Source organism: Methylobacterium longum (assembly GCF_022179385.1).
In the GTDB taxonomy this organism is placed as follows: domain Bacteria; phylum Pseudomonadota; class Alphaproteobacteria; order Rhizobiales; family Beijerinckiaceae; genus Methylobacterium; species Methylobacterium longum.
In genome coordinates this window covers 1-14,692 of sequence record NZ_BPQS01000002.1, presented here as the reverse complement: position 1 = coordinate 14,692, position 14,692 = coordinate 1, and the positions used below count along the sequence as shown (strand labels likewise).

The following is a 14,692-nucleotide window of genomic DNA, read 5'->3' as shown; positions in this document are numbered from 1 at the left end:
GAACCGAACCGACCTCTGCAGTCGGACGGCCCGCGCCGGTCACGGAGGGTCTGAAAGCCTTGCCCCGCGGGAAACGCGGATTTCGCCGTTCCGAGGCGACAGCCGAATCGACCCAGCTCGATTCAAGGCGCTCCGGCTCCTCGACGGACGCGCACCGATGCGGCGTTCATCGTCACGACCGAAGATCACGCACGACCAAAATCCGTGTCGGATGCCAAGCCTGCCGCGAACCAGAATGCAGCTGCGCTGTTAGGGTGACATGCCGGATCCAAGTGAAAGCACGGACTGCTCCTGCGAGCGCCTTCGCTGCAGGATCGCCCTCAGCATCCTGGTCGATGAGCAGGTCGTGGCGGCGCTTGCCAGCGCGCTCCAGATCCTGCGCGAGAAGGACTGCGCCGGGGTGGTCGAGCTGGAGCATGCCATTCGCACGCACCGGATCGGTATTTTGAAACGGCGCGCCATTCTCGGTGCCGCGGGGGTGGAGGTCTGATGGTCGCGCGCCGGCTCTACGTCGTCCGGGGCTCCACAGCGCACGGCACCGTCACTTACAATTGCCCGACCGCCGACTGGGCTTTGCGGAAGATGCGTGACTTCGTGGCCGCCGAACGCCGGGACATAACGGTGGTCGGCCCGGACGGCGCCGTTCTGACGGAAGCCGACCTGATCGGGATCGCCGAAGGCGCGGGGTCTGCGCCCTTGGAGGAGTCCCTGCCCGCAGCGCCCCAGATCAATCTCCAGCCAGCCCTGGCATAGTCAGGATCCCGGGAGGACGTCGGCGGGCATGAAACGGGGCCTCAGGGCTCCCCGGCCCTGAACGGCGGCTCCTTGCCGGGTGGCACGCCTTCTTCGGCCATGCTCAGCAGCATGGCCACGGTCACGTAGGTTCCGGTCAGCGCAGTCAGGTCGACCACTCCCTGTTCGCCGAGGACCTGTTGCGCGCGGGCGAAGGTCTCGTCCGAGACCTTGTGCTGCGTGGAAAGCTCCATGCAGAAATCGTATACCGCGGCCTCGTCCGGCTTCATGCCATCGGGCCGCCTGTTGGCCTTGAGGTCGGCGGCGACCTGTTCGGAGAGGCCGGCTTTGATCGCAAGCGGGTAATGCGCGTACCACTCAACCTGCGAGCGCCAGAGGCGTCCCTGGATCAGGATCGCGAATTCGTTCAGCCGGGTCGGCACGGAGGTGTGCCAGCGCAGATAATCGAGAAGGTCGTACATCCGCTGCGCCATCTCGGGGCTGCGGATCATCGGATTGTAGGGGCCGGCGAGGCCGACGCTGGAGATCTTCATGATCTTCTCGCCCAGCGGCCGCTGAGCGGGCGAAAGCGTCTCGAGGGTCAGTTGCGGAAATCGCGGCTCGTGACCAGGGGTCCCCCAGGAGGTCTGCGCGATCAGCCAACCTCCCGCGGCCGCGAGAATGGCCACTGCCGCACGACCGCCGGCATCGCGAATGCCCATATTGGAGCCTCCCAGGCGCGGGCCCACCTGCAGCCAGCCACGCGGTCTCCGGACATTGTCGGCCGGCGGTGCCGGGAGTTCCAGCGGACAAACTTGTACTTCGACGCCCTCCGTAACCGCCTCGGGCCACGGCTCCGGATGACGCGTGGGCTGCCGTCACAGCCGTGACGCGGCGGCGCTCGGCTTCAGCCGCACGCTCGAGCAGGGTCAGAGACGTGAGCAGGTCCCTTTTCCGAGACCATGCGACACACCGGATGATCTCCGCGAACGTCCCGGAGCGCCGCGGGCGAACCCGGATTGCAGCCTCCGAAGGCACGGATATCGGAGCACGATCGTCTCCGGGCGCTGCTCCAGGTTCGGGCACGCCGGGGCGATACGGACCCGGAGAACTGTCGGAGACGATGGTCCGTCAGCCGGTGCGCCGTGCCTTCGCGAAGTGTTAGAATGTCGGAACCCGGCGCGATGTCATCAGACCGCGCGGGAACGAACCCCATACCTATTCCGCGCCGACGCGCGCCCCAAATCAGGCAAACATCATGAAGGTATCGGCCGATCTGTGCATCGTCCCGATGGGCGTCGGTCCGTCGGTCTCGCCCTACGTGCGGGAGATCAAGGCGCTCATCGAAGCGAGCGGCCTGTCGGCCACGATGCATCCCAACGGGACCAACATCGACGGCGAACTCGCGGAGATCTGCGCGCTCGCGGAGCGGTGTGAAGCGCGGCTCGCCGAGTTGGGTGTCCAACGGACCTTCTTCACGCTGATCTTCTCGACGCGCCGCGACAAGGATCAGTCCATGGCCGACAAGCTGGCCGCCGTATCCTGAGCCGGCGCGCCGACCCTGCCCGACGGGCCGCGCGGCGCCGCCGCGCGGATCCGGCGCTCAGGCAGTCTCAGCCGTGGCAGGCGCAGCCGGCATGATCGCAGCCGGGATGATCCTTATGCCCCTCGGCGCAGGAGTCGCAGCAATAAGCCTTGCCGTCCCGGGACACCGCCTTGGCGACCGGAATCACGCAGACGCAGTCCTGGCAGGCACACTTCACCATCTCGACGTCGACGCTCGCCATGATCCGCTCCGGGTTTGGCTCCGTTCACGAGTCGACATGTTAGATCTCGTTCGACGGAGAAGGAAGCCGGCCGAGGTCGCAGTGACGCGCCCGTGATCCCAACCCTGCCTCGCGCGTTCCCTTCATCCGGTGCCTGACGCGCTGGGTGGGAGGGCAGCATGGCCGAGCAAGAAACCGGTGAGGTACGGATCGAGCCCTACGATGGCCCGGCCGGCGGCTGGGGTTCGGCGCGATCCCTCGTCGAGATCCTGACCCGCGAGGGCGTACCGGTTACCGGCTCGGCGATGCTGCTGAAGCAGAACAAGCCGGACGGTTACATGTGCACGTCCTGCGCCTGGGCCAAGCCTGCCAAGCCCCTGGCCTTCGAGTATTGCGAGAACGGCGCGAAGGCGACTGCCTGGGAGCAAACCCGGCGCCGCGCGACAACGGATTTCTTCGCTGAGCACACCGTCACGGAGCTGCTCTCGTGGAGCGATTACGCCCTGGAGGAGCAGGGCCGCCTCACCCATCCGATGCGCTACGATCCCGCCAGCGATCGCTACCGGCCGGTTTCCTGGTCGGAGGCCATCGGAGAGATCGGGCGAGAGCTGAAGGCGTTGCGCGCGGAGGACCCGAAATCGACGGTCTTCTACGCGTCCGGTCGGGCTTCCCTCGAAACCAGCTATATGTGGGCCCTGATGGCGCGGCTCTACGGCAACAACAACCTGCCGGACTCCTCGAACATGTGCCACGAGCCGACCTCCGTGGCGCTGCCGCAATCGATCGGCGCTCCCGTGGGCACGGTTCTTCTGGAGGATTTCGAGACCACCGACCTGATCTTCTTCTTCGGACAGAATGTCGGCTCGAACGCACCCCGGATGCTGCACCCCCTTCAGGAGGCCCGGCGCCGGGGGGCGCAGATCATCACCTTCAACCCGTTGCGCGAGCGCGGCCTAGAGCGCTTCACCGATCCGCAATCACCCGTGGAGATGCTGACGCGCTCCTCCACCCGGATCTCCACGCAGTACCATCAGGTGAAGGCCGGTGGTGACCTCGCGGCGATCACCGGCCTGTGCAAGGCCCTGTTCGCCTTGGACCGGGAGGCTACGGCGGCCGGCCGGCACGGCGTGCTCGACCATGCCTTCATCGCCGAGCACACGCATGGCTTCGACGAGTTCGTCCGGTTCTGCGACGGGCAGGACTGGGCGGTGCTGGAGCGGCGCTCGGGCCTGTCGCGTACGGCGCTCGAGGAGGCGGCAGGAGCCTACGCCCGCGCCAAGGCGGTGATCGGCATCTACGGGATGGGCCTGACGCAGCACCGCAAGGGCACCGAGACGGTGCGGATGCTCGTCAACCTCCTGCTCCTGCGCGGCAATATCGGGAAGCCCGGCGCCGGCATCTGCCCGGTGCGCGGCCACTCGAACGTCCAAGGCCAGCGCACCGTCGGCATCACCGAGAAGCCGGAGCTGGCGCCCCTCGACAAGCTGAAGGAACTCTACGATTTCGAGCCGCCGCGCGAGAAGGGGCTCAACACCGTCGAGACCTGCGAGGGCGTCCTCGACGGCAGCGTCAAGGCCTTCGTAAGCCTGGGCGGCAACTTCCTCCGCGCCGTTCCCGATACCGGCCGGATCGAGCCGGCGTGGCGCCGCCAGCGCCTGACCGTGCAGATCTCGACCAAGCTCAACCGCTCGCATCTCGTGAACGGGGCCGTGGCCTACATCCTGCCCTGCCTCGGTCGCATCGAGATCGACCGGCAGGCGAGCGGGCCGCAGGCGGTCTCGATGGAGGATTCGACGGCGCGCTTCCATGGCTCACGGGGCGTATCCGATCCGGTCGGGCCGCATGTGCGCTCCGAGCCTTGGATCGTGGCGGAGATCGCCAAGGCGACGCTGCCCCCGAACCCGCGGATCGACTGGGATGCCTGGGTCGCCGATTACGGTCGCGTGCGCTCCGCGATCGAGGCGACCTACCCGACGGTCTTCCAAGACCTGAATGGGCGGATGTTCCAGCCGGGCGGGATCACCAAGCCGCTGGGCGCCCGCGACCGAAAGTGGGAAACGGAGACCGGCAAGGCCAATTTCGCGGTGCCGGAAGGTCTCGAGGCCGATCCGGACCTGCCGCCGCCCGGGCCCAACGTGCTCGACCTGATCACCCTCCGGTCAAACGACCAGTTCAACACCACGGTCTACGGCTACGACGATCGATTCCGCGGCGTGAAGGGAACCCGCGACATCTTGTTCATGAATCGCCGCGACATCGCCCGCCTGGGGCTCGCCGACGGCGCCAGCGTCGACGTTGAGACGGAAGCGGACGATGCGGTGCCGCGGCGTGTCGGCGGTCTCCGGGTGATCGCCTACGACATCCCGGAGGGGAATTGCGGCGGCTATTATCCGGAGCTGAACGTGCTGCTTCCTCTCTGGCACTACGACGAGCAATCCAAGACACCGGCCGCGAAGGCGATCACCGTACGGGTGACGGCTTCGACCCACCCGGGCTGAGGGAAGCGGCTGGCTTCGGGGCGCGCGCTCCGGCAAGGATCGGCCATGGATCAGGCGACCCCACCCGATGCGCGGCCGGACGCGCAGGCGGACCCACGACTGCGCGTCCTCCTCGATCGGATCGCCGCCGGAGCGCCCGTCCGGGGCCCGGGATCCGACTTGTCGGGCCTGAGCGCTGCGCGCGACGTGCTCGCCGCGCATCGGGCCACCGTCGATCCCGAATCCGGCGGCCTGCCGCTCGCGGAGGCCGACCTGTCCCGTGCCCGGATGGAGGAGGCCGACCTCGCCGGCGCGAATCTGCGCCGCGCCAACCTTTCCGGCGCGGTCGGGCGCTCGACCCGCTTCGTCGGCGCGATCCTGGAGGAGGCGGACCTCTCCGAGGCCGACCTCTCCGGAGCGGACTTCACGGGCATCGTGGCGGGTCAGGTCAGGTTCGCCGGGGCCATGCTGGAGGATGCACGGTTCGGGCAGGCCGCGATGCGTTTCGCCGACCTGTCGGGCGCCCTCCTCGACGGGACGGATTTCGCCGGCGCCGACCTCTGGGGCGCCGATTTCTCCGGGGCGGATGCGGACGACACCGTGTTCCGCGACGCACGGCTCGACGAAGCCAAGCTTGCCGACGCCAACCTGACCCACGCGGATTTTGCCGGCGCGAGCCTCGCCAAGGCGACGCTGGCGGGCTCGCGGCTGCGGGGGGCGAACTTCACCGGAGCAAAGCTCGACGGCGCGGACCTCTCCGGCGCCGACCTCTCGGACACCGACCTCGTCCGACTCAATCTCGGCACCTGCCGTCTGCGGCATGCCCGTTTCGCCGGCGCTTGGCTGAACGGCACGCGGATGAGCGTCGATCAGCTCGGCGGCGCCGTCGGCGAGGAAGTGGCCGGCACCTACGAGGCGGCACAGGCGAGCTACCTCGCCCTGGAACAGAACTGGAAGAGCATCGGCAGCCACGATGCAGCGAGCTGGGCCTACAAGCGCGGCCGCCGAATGGGCCGCTTCCATGCGGGGCGCCAGTTTCGCACGGCCGTGAGCGACCGGAACGGGCCCGGGGTGCTACGGCACGGCTACCGCTGGACGGCCGACCGATTCGTGGAGTGGCTGTGCGACTACGGCGAGAGCCTGTCGCGCATCGCCCGGGCGTTCGCGTTGCTGATCATGCTCTTCGCCGGCCTCTACGGTCTGACCGGCGGTCTGTTCATCTCAGAGGGGCCGGAGGCCGGCCCGACCTACAACCCCCTCGACCTCCTGAGCTACAGCGCGCTCAACATGATGACCGCGAACCCGCCTGAGATCGGGCTGAAGCCGACCGGCCGCGTCACCAACCTGCTGGTCGGCATCGAGGGCGGGGTCGGCATCATCCTCATGGGGCTCTACGGGTTCGTCCTCGGCAACCGGTTGCGGCGGTGATGAGAGCGGTCGAGGAGCAATCCTCGCGCGGTACCGACGGACATCGACTCGGCCTGTATACCGGTGAACAATGGGGATGACCGGCCCCGAGGCTTGACACGTTCCAGTTTTGTTCCAGCATGGCCCCCCGTCCGTGGAGAGAGTCGAAGGGCGCTCGTTTGTCCGGCATCGAGCTGGATAGGGGAGCGGTCGGCTATGCTTCGGTAACCATACCGGGGCCAAGGTCTTGCGGTGTGATCCTGGTGCGCCCGCCGCGGCGCCAGATACGGAGTCGTCCGCCGATGGCCCTGCCCAATGCGCTCACGGCCAAGCTCGAAGCGGTCCAGGCCGAGTACCGCGTCGCCCCGCACAACGTCGACGCGGAGCAAGCGCTGCTGGGCGCGATCCTGGTGAACAACGACGCCTATTATCGGGTGTCGGACTTCCTCCTGCCCGAGCACTTCATGGAGGATGCCCACCAGCAGATCTTCACGGTGGCGGCGTCGCTCATCCGGGCCGGCAAGCTCGCCACGCCCATCACCCTGAAGACTTATCTGGGCGACGCCGATTTCGGCGGCCAGACGGTGATGCAGTACCTCGCACGGCTCGCCGCGGACGCGACCACCGTCATCAACGCGGGCGATTACGGCCGCACGATTTACGACCTCGCCATCCGCCGGCGGCTGATCACCATCGGCGAGGATCTGGTGAACGGCGCGTACGAGGCGCCCGTGGAGCAGGCCCCCCGGGATCAGATCGAGGAGACCGAGCGCCGCTTGTACGAGCTGGCCGAGGCCGGGCGTTACGACGGCGGCTTCCAGAAGTTCTCGGACGCGCTCACGGCCGCGGTCGACATGGCCGCCAAGGCCTACCAGCGCGACGGCAAGCTCTCGGGCATCGCCACCGGCCTCAGCGATCTCGACGCCAAGATGGGCGGCCTGCAGCCGTCCGACCTGATCATCCTCGCGGGCCGCCCGGCCATGGGCAAGACCTCGCTGGTGACCAACATCGCCTTCAACATCGCCAAGGCCTATCGCGGCGAGAAGCAGCCCGACGGTACGACCAAGACGGTGAACGGCGGCATCGTCGGGTTCTTCTCCCTCGAAATGTCGGCCGAGCAGCTCGCCACCCGTATCATCGCCGAGCAGTCCGGCGTGCCCTCCTACAAGATCCGTCGCGGCGACATTCGGCCGGAGGATTTCTACAAGATCACCGATGCCGCTCGGGACATGCAGACGATCCCGTTCTACATCGATCAGAGCGGCGGCATCTCGATCGCTCAGCTCTCCGCCCGCGCCCGGCGCCTCAAGCGCCAGAAGGGTCTCGACCTGCTGATCGTCGACTACCTGCAGCTGCTCTCGGGCTCGGGCAAGCGCAGCGACAACCGCGTGCAGGAGATGACCGAGATCACCACCGGCATGAAAGCGCTGGCCAAGGAGCTGGCGGTGCCGGTTGTCGCTCTGTCCCAGCTCTCCCGTCAGGTGGAGAACCGCGACGACAAGCGACCGCAGCTCGCCGACCTCCGCGAATCGGGCTCGATCGAGCAGGACGCCGACGTTGTGATGTTCGTGTTCCGGGAGGAGTATTACGTCGGCAACAAGAAGCCGCGCGAGGGGACGGAGGAGTTCTTCGCCTGGGAGGCCGAGATGCAGCGCGTCCACGGCAAGGCCGAGGTGATTCTCGGCAAGCAGCGTCACGGACCGACCGGCACCGTGGAGCTGCAATTCGACGCCAACATCACCCGGTTCTCGAACCTCGCGCAGACCGACCGCATCCCGGAACAGATGTGATCGGCTGCCACCGCCTCTGGGGACAGGCGGGCGGGACGACGCGGCGAATTCTCCCGCGTGGCCGCCGGGGTCGCGGTCGTTTGCAGACGGCACCGGGCCGCGCGCGGAGCGATCCTTCGTCTCCGGGGCGTGTGGGCGCGCCTGGATCGAGGTCGCCGCGGAGGCCGGCCTCGGCGAGGACGGCTCCGCGTTTTCCAGTCCCCTTAAACTGGTCGCGATCCCGGATCGTTCGGTGTCCCGGCTGCCGCGCGGGCGCATACGCCCGGTAACCGGGCGGCGCGAGGGGTCGTCGTCGGTCGGAGCTTGAGCGCGACTGTACCCGCGGATGGCCCTGGCTTCGGCAGGGCAAGGCCGGGATGGGCGCGAACCATCGCGGGCATCGGCCGTTGAGCGAGGACGATTATCCCGCCGCCGCAGGAGCGACGATGAGCGAGCCCACCCCTCCGAAGATGCCGTACTGGCACGTCTACACCGACGCGGAGGGGATGAGCCGGCAGGAGCAGTTCCATCTCGAGCGCTTCGCGTTCGAGGGGATCAATCCCGAGACCGCACCGCAGTGGAACGACAAGATGGATCCGGCGCCGTCGGTCGTCACCTTCACGGTGCTGCCGGTGGGCTGGGTCGGCGAGTGGCACGAGAACCCGCGGCCGCAATGGATCGCGATCCTCGCGGGCCGCTGGTTCGTCGAGACGATGGACGGCCACCGGGTCGAGATGGGTCCGGGGGAGCTGATGATGGGCGAGGACCAGAATACCCGCGCGCGGGACGGCAAGAAGGGCCACCTCTCCGGCACGGTCGGCGACGAGCCCTGCACCATGATCGTCACCGGTCTTCAGGTCGAGCCGACCGTCAACCAGCCCGGCCGCTTCAAGTAGGAGCTGGCCCATGGACGGTTTCGAGCTGACGCAGCCGCGCTTCAAGGGCTACGTCCTGCCGAACGCACCGCTGGAGACGCTCGCCGAGGGATTCCGCTGGACCGAGGGGCCGGTCTGGTTCGGCGACCGCGACGAACTGCTGTTCTCGGATCTGCCCAATAACCGCGTCATGCGATGGGCGGAGTATGCCGGCCTCAGCGTCTACCGGGAGGCGAGCGACTTCGAGAACGGCCATGCCCGAGACCGACAGGGCCGATTGCTCTCGTGCTCGCATCGCGGCCGACGCATCCATCGGACCGAACTCGACGGCCGCATCGTCGGCTTGGTCGAGGGCTACCAAGGGCGGAGACTGAACTCGCCCAACGACGTCGTCTGCAAGTCCGACGGGACGATCTGGTTCTCAGACCCGCCCTACGGTATCCAGACCGACTACGAGGGCGGCAAGCAGCACTCCGAGTTGCCCGCCGCGGTCTATAGGTTTGATCCCCGGGACGGCTCGCTGCGGGTCGTCGCAGACGATTTCCAGGGCCCGAACGGCCTCTGCTTTTCACCCGACGAGCGCCGGCTCTACATCGTGGAAACCGGCCTGCAGTTCGACGCGGAGCCGCTCCAGCACGTCCGGGTCTTCGACGTGGCCGAGGATGGCCGCCTGTCCGGGGGCGACGTGTTCTGCACGATCGCGCCGGGCAATGCCGACGGGATCCGGTGCGATGAGCACGGCAATCTCTGGTCGAGTGCGGGGGACGGCGTCCACTGCATCGATCCCGGCGGCGAGCTGATCGGCAAGATCCTGGTGCCCTCCACCGTGGCCAACCTCGCCTTCGGCGGCCGGAACGACAGCCGCCTGTTCCTGTGCGCCTCGCACACGCTCTACGCGATCTACGTCAACGTGCGGGGAGCGCCCCTCCTGTGAGTGGGATACGGGCGATCGCGGGTTTCAGCCGCACCGTCGCGGACCTCGCGGTCACCGAGGCCTTCTACCGCGACGGGCTTGGCTTCGTGCGGGTCGCGCCGCCGGAGCCGCTGCCACCCGCACTCGCCGCCGCGATGGGGCTGACGCGGCGGCGCGCCTGGCAGTTGCACATGCGGCTCGGCGATCAGGCCGTGTCGTTCCTCGCGGTGGATCCGCTTGGGGCGCCCTACCCGGCCGATCCCGCGGCCACGGATCCGTTCTTCCAGCATCTCGCCATCCCGGTGCGCGACATGGACGCCGCGCTGGCGCAGCTCTCGGCGGTCGGCGCGACGGCGATCAGCCGCGGCGGGCCCCAGGTCCTGCCGGCCTCCTCGGGCGGCGTCACCGCCTACAAGTTCCGTGATCCGGACGGGCATCCTCTGGAGCTGATCGTTTTCTCCGGCGGCCCTCCGGCCCAGCGCTGGCGCACCGCACCGGGCCTGTTCCTGGGCATCGACCATTCGGCGATCACCGTGACCGACCTCGACGCCGCCCTGGCGTTCCTCACCGGACCGCTCGGCCTCAGACAGGCTGAGCGGGGTCTGAACCGCGGATCCGAGCAGGCGCGTCTCGACGGCCTGGACGATCCGCAGGTCGATGTGGTCGCGCTGGAACCGCCGACCCCGGCGCCGCACGTGGAGTTGCTGCACTATCGAAGGCCGATCATCCGGTGCCCCGTCCAGGCCGCCCCGGGACCCGCCGACCGAGCCTCGACCCGCTTCGTCTTCGAATCGCGCGATCTTGATCAGGTCGTGGGAGCGGTCAGCACCGCGGGCTTCGTCGCGCGCGTGTCCGACGACGGCGCGGCTGCCTACGGCGAGGGGCCGGACGGACACGGATTTCTGATCCTGCGCGCCTGACGCGGAACGTCGAAGGCGGAACTTCGGACGCAGCGTCCCGGACTTGACGCGCCGCCCCTCCGGCGTCCAATCCGGCCGCCCCGGAGGTCAGACCGATGCCGTTCCTCGCCCTGCCCTTTCCGGCCATCGACCCGGTGGCGCTCGCGATCGGGCCGATCACGATCAAATGGTACGCCCTCGCCTACATCGCGGGCCTGATCGGCGGCTGGTATTACGCGCGCCGCCTCGTCATGGCCGACAGCCTCTGGGGCGTGGTGAAGCGCCCACAGGTCATCGACATCGACGACCTCGTCGTCTGGGTCGCCCTCGGCGTCGTTCTGGGCGGCCGGATCGGCTACGTGCTTTTCTACAATCTCCCGATGTACATCGCCGATCCCATGGAGATCCTGGCGATCCGCAACGGCGGCATGTCGTTCCACGGCGGCTTCCTCGGGGCGATCCTGGCGTTCCTGCTGTTCGCCCGCGCCAAGGCCCTCAACGGCTACACGCTTCTCGACATCGGCGCCGTGGTCGTGCCGATCGGCCTGTTCTTCGGCCGCATCGCCAACTTCGTGAACGGCGAACTCTGGGGCCGGGCGGCGCCGGACTTCCCCTACGCCATCATATTCCCCGGCGGCGGCCCGCTGCCGCGGCACCCGAGCCAGCTCTATGAAGCCGCTACGGAAGGCCTGCTGCTGTTCATCGTGATGGCGATCGCCGTACGCCGCTTCGGCTTCCGCAAGCCGGGGCTTCTCGGCGGCATCTTCGTCCTCGGCTACGCGCTGTCGCGGACTGTCTGCGAGTTCTTCCGCGAGCCCGACCGCCAGCTCGGCTTCCTCTTCGGCGACCATCTCGGTCCCATGGGCGGCGGCGTGACCATGGGCATGCTGCTATGCGTGCCGATGATGATCGTCGGGCTCACCTACATCGTGCTGGCCGCGACCGGCCGGACCCGTCCGCGCCATCCCGTCGAGGCGCCGGCCGCCGGGGAGGCGCGCGAGGCGCCCGCCGAGGCGTGACGCCCCTCGGAGCCGAGATCGCAGCCCTGATCCGCCAGAACGGGCCGATCGGCGTCGATCGCTACATGGCTCTCTGCCTCGGCCATCCAGTTCACGGCTACTACCGGACGCGCGATCCCCTCGGCGCCCAGGGCGATTTCACCACGGCGCCCGAGATCAGCCAGATGTTCGGCGAGCTGATCGGGGCCTGGACCGCCTACGTCCACGGCGCGATGGGGCGGCCGGATCCGCTGACCCTCGTGGAACTCGGGCCCGGCCGCGGAACGCTGATGGCGGACATCCTGCGGACGCTGCGGACGGCGGCGCCGGGCGTGCGCGTGGCGCCGCACCTCGTTGAGACCAGCCCGGTGCTGCGGGCCGTCCAGGAACACACCCTGGCGGGGACCGGGGCGGTCTGGCACCCGGGAATCGAGACCCTGCCCCCCGGTCCATCGATCATTCTGGCCAACGAGTTCTTCGACTGTCTGCCGGTGCGCCAGTTCGAGCGTCGCCCGACCGGCTGGCACGAACGCCAGGTCGGCCTCGGCCCGGAGGGCGGGTTGGCCTTCGGTCTGTCGCCGGAGGCGACCCCCGGCCTCGACGCGGAGGGTCCGGAGGGCGCCCTGTTGAGCGTGCCTGCTGCCGGTCTCGCTCTTGTCCGCGCCTTGGCCCGGACCCTGCGATCCGCGAGCGGCATCCTGCTGGCCATCGATTACGGGCACGTCCGACCCGGCTTCGGCGACACGCTCCAGGCGCTCTCCGGACACCGCTTCACCGATCCGCTCGCGGCCCCCGGCGCGGCGGACCTGACCCACCATGTCGATTTCAACGCCCTCGCCCGGGCGGCGCTTGCCGAGGGGGCAGACGTCTACGGCCCGGTGGACCAGCGTGATTTCTTGCTCGCCCTCGGTCTACAGGCCCGCGCCGAGCGCCTGAAGATGCGCGCGACCGACGAACAGGCCGCCGGGATCGATGCGGCGGCCGACCGGCTCACGGAGGCCGGCCGGCTCGGCATGGGCAACCTGTTCAAGGTCCTTGCCGTGGGCGGCCCGCGACTCGGGCCGCTCCCGGGATTTCAGACGGGCTGAGGCATACCGGCGTGTAGACCAGGGTCAGCCGAAGGAGCCGAAGCCGGAGTCGGTCTGGCTCGCCGGCCGCGGAGTCGGCGGCGCGGGCGGATTCGGATCGTTCGGGTCGAAGGCCGCGGGTTCGCCCGTGACGGGGTGCGCGGTCGCGCTCGTGGTGCGAGGCTCCTCGGCCTCGTTCGTCTCGGGCAGGACGTCGGATTCGATCCCTCGTGTCATCGTGATCCTTCTCGAAGTGAAGCCGGCTCGGCGTCATTTTGCATTGCAACAAGAATCTGACGCTGAGACGACATCGTCAAGGGGGCGCCCATGCGGTATCGGACCGCGACAGGGGAACCGCAAGGGAGCCGACCGTGACCGCAGGCCTATCGATCGAGGCGTCGGAACTCTCCTCGCACGCGGGGGTGCGTCACGCCTTCTTCACACGCCAAGGCGGCGTCTCGGACGGGATCTTCGCAACGTTGAACGGTGGACTCGGCTCCCGCGACGCACCGGAGCACGTCGCGGAGAATCGGGCGCGGATGTGCGCCCGGCTCGGTCTGCCGCGCGACCGGCTCGTCAGCCTGTATCAGGTTCATTCGGCCGACGTCATCACCGTCGAGGCGCCCTTCGCGGACGCGCACCGGCCCAAGGCCGACGCCATGGTGACGCGCGTGCCGGGCCTGGCGTTGGGCATCGCCACGGCGGATTGCGGGCCGGTGCTGTTCGCCGATCCGGAGAACGGTGTCGTGGGCGCGGCCCATGCCGGCTGGAAGGGAGCATTGACCGGCGTCGTCGGCGCGACGGTGGCGGCCATGGTGGCTCTGGGCGCGCACCGGAGCCGGATCGTGGCGGTGCTCGGCCCCACAATCGGGCCGGCCTCCTACGAAGTCGGCCCGGATTTTGTCGCGCGGTTCCGCTCGGAAGCCCCCGGGATGGAGCGGTTTCTCGGACAGGGCACGCGACCCGGCCACGCCCAGTTCGACCTCCCGAGCTTCATCCTGGCCCGCCTTGCGGAAGCGGATGTCGGAGAAGCGACATCGCTGAACCTCTGCACCTACGCCGACCCCGAGCGGTTCTACAGCTACCGACGCACTACCCATCGCGGCGAGCCGGATTACGGTCGGCTGATCTCAGCCATCGCGCTCACGCCCTGAGACGCGTCGGTCCGACACCGGTCAGGGGTGCGACACTCTGTCCATGCAACCACGCTGAAAAAGCGTGGCCGTAACCGAACCTTGGCCATTGGAGCGCGTTGTGGGGTTAAGGTGCCGGGGAAAACGGCGGGTTGCCATAAGGGGCCGCGATGCGCGGTCGGCGACACCGCGGAGCGCAAAGCAACCCTGGAACCGCTGGAACGCAACCAGATCCGGATCCGTGGACGACCCGCGAGACGGGCGGCACGGCCCCACCAGTGAGGACCAGACCATGACTTCCCTGCTCCGTGCCACCACGTCCCTCGCGGGCATCGCCTTCGCCGGCTCCGCCTTCGCCGCCGACCTGCCGCGCCGGGCCGCCCCGCCGCCGGTGTTCACCCCCGTCCCGGTGTTCACCTGGACCGGCGCCTACTTCGGTATCAACGCCGGCTACGCCTTCGACGCCAGCAGCCGCTCCAACAACGCCACCTTCACGGTGCCCGGCGCCTTCACGGCCAGCGGCGCCCCGGTGCTCGCCTCCTTCGGCAACCGCAGCCAGGACGGCTTCTCCGGCGGTGGCCAGATCGGCTACAACTTCCAGCTGACCCCGGGCTCGGGCGTGGTCATCGGCATCGAGGCCGACGCCCAGTACCTCG

General features: G+C 68.6%; 15 protein-coding genes and 1 pseudogene. 13 read left to right on the top strand and 3 right to left on the bottom strand.

The window, feature by feature from the left end; genetic code table 11:
• The first annotated feature begins 346 nt into the window (after positions 1-346).
• A complete protein-coding gene (locus MFF58_RS01855) occupies positions 347-490 on the top strand; it encodes a hypothetical protein (protein ID WP_238284903.1) in 144 nt (47 codons plus the stop codon).
• The gene (locus tag MFF58_RS01850; protein WP_238284902.1) at positions 490-753 is read left to right on the top strand and encodes a hypothetical protein; all 264 of its coding nucleotides are present in this window, start codon (positions 490-492) and stop codon (positions 751-753) included. Before MFF58_RS01855 ends, MFF58_RS01850 begins: the two co-directional genes overlap by 1 nt.
• Positions 754-794: 41 nt before the next feature.
• Here MFF58_RS01850 and MFF58_RS01845 read toward each other — a convergent pair whose 3' ends face one another.
• A complete protein-coding gene (locus MFF58_RS01845) occupies positions 795-1,454 on the bottom strand; it encodes a carboxymuconolactone decarboxylase family protein (RefSeq protein WP_238284901.1) in 660 nt (219 codons plus the stop codon).
• A gap of 536 nt (positions 1,455-1,990) precedes the next feature.
• On the opposite strand from MFF58_RS01845, the gene MFF58_RS01840 reads away from it, so the two are divergent.
• Positions 1,991-2,278 (top strand): MTH1187 family thiamine-binding protein, encoded by a 288-nt coding sequence (locus MFF58_RS01840; RefSeq protein WP_238284900.1) that lies wholly within the window; start codon positions 1,991-1,993, stop codon positions 2,276-2,278.
• A 67-nt stretch (positions 2,279-2,345) separates the two neighbouring features.
• Here MFF58_RS01840 and MFF58_RS01835 read toward each other — a convergent pair whose 3' ends face one another.
• Positions 2,346-2,519 (bottom strand): metallothionein, encoded by a 174-nt coding sequence (locus MFF58_RS01835; RefSeq protein ID WP_238284899.1) that lies wholly within the window; start codon positions 2,517-2,519, stop codon positions 2,346-2,348.
• Between the two features lie 158 nt (positions 2,520-2,677).
• Here MFF58_RS01835 and MFF58_RS01830 point away from each other — a divergent pair, with 158 nt between their 5' ends.
• The 8 genes from MFF58_RS01830 to MFF58_RS01795 all read left to right on the top strand — a co-directional run bounded on the left by MFF58_RS01830 (position 2,678) and on the right by MFF58_RS01795 (position 12,924).
• Positions 2,678-4,996, top strand: a complete 2,319-nt coding sequence (locus MFF58_RS01830) for an FdhF/YdeP family oxidoreductase (protein ID WP_238284898.1) — start codon at positions 2,678-2,680, stop codon at positions 4,994-4,996.
• Between the two features lie 45 nt (positions 4,997-5,041).
• Positions 5,042-6,403 (top strand): pentapeptide repeat-containing protein, encoded by a 1,362-nt coding sequence (locus MFF58_RS01825; RefSeq protein WP_238284895.1) that lies wholly within the window; start codon positions 5,042-5,044, stop codon positions 6,401-6,403.
• A gap of 281 nt (positions 6,404-6,684) precedes the next feature.
• A complete protein-coding gene (locus tag MFF58_RS01820) occupies positions 6,685-8,172 on the top strand; it encodes a replicative DNA helicase (protein ID WP_238284893.1) in 1,488 nt (495 codons plus the stop codon).
• A gap of 425 nt (positions 8,173-8,597) precedes the next feature.
• Positions 8,598-9,047 carry a cupin domain-containing protein gene (locus tag MFF58_RS01815; RefSeq protein WP_238284891.1) on the top strand — a complete coding sequence of 150 codons (450 nt, stop codon included), beginning with the start codon at positions 8,598-8,600 and terminating at the stop codon, positions 9,045-9,047.
• Positions 9,048-9,057: 10 nt separating this feature from the next.
• Complete coding sequence (locus MFF58_RS01810) at positions 9,058-9,960, top strand: SMP-30/gluconolactonase/LRE family protein (RefSeq protein ID WP_238284889.1); 903 nt, start codon at positions 9,058-9,060, stop codon at positions 9,958-9,960.
• Positions 9,957-10,859, top strand: a complete 903-nt coding sequence (locus MFF58_RS01805) for a VOC family protein (RefSeq protein ID WP_238284888.1) — start codon at positions 9,957-9,959, stop codon at positions 10,857-10,859. The genes MFF58_RS01810 and MFF58_RS01805 overlap by 4 nt, the downstream gene beginning before the upstream one ends.
• A 95-nt stretch (positions 10,860-10,954) precedes the next feature.
• Positions 10,955-11,857: a prolipoprotein diacylglyceryl transferase gene (gene lgt / locus MFF58_RS01800; RefSeq protein ID WP_238284886.1), complete on the top strand. Its 903-nt coding sequence runs from the start codon at positions 10,955-10,957 to the stop codon at positions 11,855-11,857.
• Positions 11,854-12,924, top strand: a complete 1,071-nt coding sequence (locus tag MFF58_RS01795; protein ID WP_238284885.1) for a class I SAM-dependent methyltransferase — start codon at positions 11,854-11,856, stop codon at positions 12,922-12,924. Before lgt ends, MFF58_RS01795 begins: the two co-directional genes overlap by 4 nt.
• A 24-nt stretch (positions 12,925-12,948) precedes the next feature.
• Here MFF58_RS01795 and MFF58_RS01790 read toward each other — a convergent pair whose 3' ends face one another.
• Positions 12,949-13,140, bottom strand: coding sequence for a fibronectin-attachment protein (FAP) (locus MFF58_RS01790; RefSeq protein WP_238284884.1), 192 nt, complete (start codon positions 13,138-13,140; stop codon positions 12,949-12,951).
• Positions 13,141-13,274: 134 nt separating this feature from the next.
• Between MFF58_RS01790 and pgeF the strand changes: the two genes are divergently transcribed.
• Together pgeF and MFF58_RS01780 are read left to right on the top strand one after the other, a co-directional pair.
• Positions 13,275-14,057 (top strand): peptidoglycan editing factor PgeF, encoded by a 783-nt coding sequence (pgeF, locus tag MFF58_RS01785; protein WP_238284883.1) that lies wholly within the window; start codon positions 13,275-13,277, stop codon positions 14,055-14,057.
• Between the two features lie 271 nt (positions 14,058-14,328).
• A pseudogene (locus tag MFF58_RS01780) lies at positions 14,329-14,692 on the top strand (porin family protein); the annotation flags it as partial.

Bases quoted from the DNA above. Each gene is read 5' to 3' on its own strand.
- MFF58_RS01850 (WP_238284902.1), top strand. From the start codon at position 490: ATGGTCGCGCGCCGGCTCTACGTCGTCCGGGGCTCCACAGCGCACGGC.
- MFF58_RS01845 (WP_238284901.1), bottom strand. From the start codon at position 1,454: ATGGGCATTCGCGATGCCGGCGGTCGTGCGGCAGTGGCCATTCTCGCG.
- MFF58_RS01840 (WP_238284900.1), top strand. From the start codon at position 1,991: ATGAAGGTATCGGCCGATCTGTGCATCGTCCCGATGGGCGTCGGTCCG.
- MFF58_RS01835 (WP_238284899.1), bottom strand. From the start codon at position 2,519: ATGGCGAGCGTCGACGTCGAGATGGTGAAGTGTGCCTGCCAGGACTGC.
- MFF58_RS01830 (WP_238284898.1), top strand. From the start codon at position 2,678: ATGGCCGAGCAAGAAACCGGTGAGGTACGGATCGAGCCCTACGATGGC.
- MFF58_RS01825 (WP_238284895.1), top strand. From the start codon at position 5,042: ATGGATCAGGCGACCCCACCCGATGCGCGGCCGGACGCGCAGGCGGAC.
- MFF58_RS01820 (WP_238284893.1), top strand. From the start codon at position 6,685: ATGGCCCTGCCCAATGCGCTCACGGCCAAGCTCGAAGCGGTCCAGGCC.
- MFF58_RS01815 (WP_238284891.1), top strand. From the start codon at position 8,598: ATGAGCGAGCCCACCCCTCCGAAGATGCCGTACTGGCACGTCTACACC.
- MFF58_RS01810 (WP_238284889.1), top strand. From the start codon at position 9,058: ATGGACGGTTTCGAGCTGACGCAGCCGCGCTTCAAGGGCTACGTCCTG.
- lgt (WP_238284886.1), top strand. From the start codon at position 10,955: ATGCCGTTCCTCGCCCTGCCCTTTCCGGCCATCGACCCGGTGGCGCTC.
- MFF58_RS01790 (WP_238284884.1), bottom strand. From the start codon at position 13,140: ATGACACGAGGGATCGAATCCGACGTCCTGCCCGAGACGAACGAGGCC.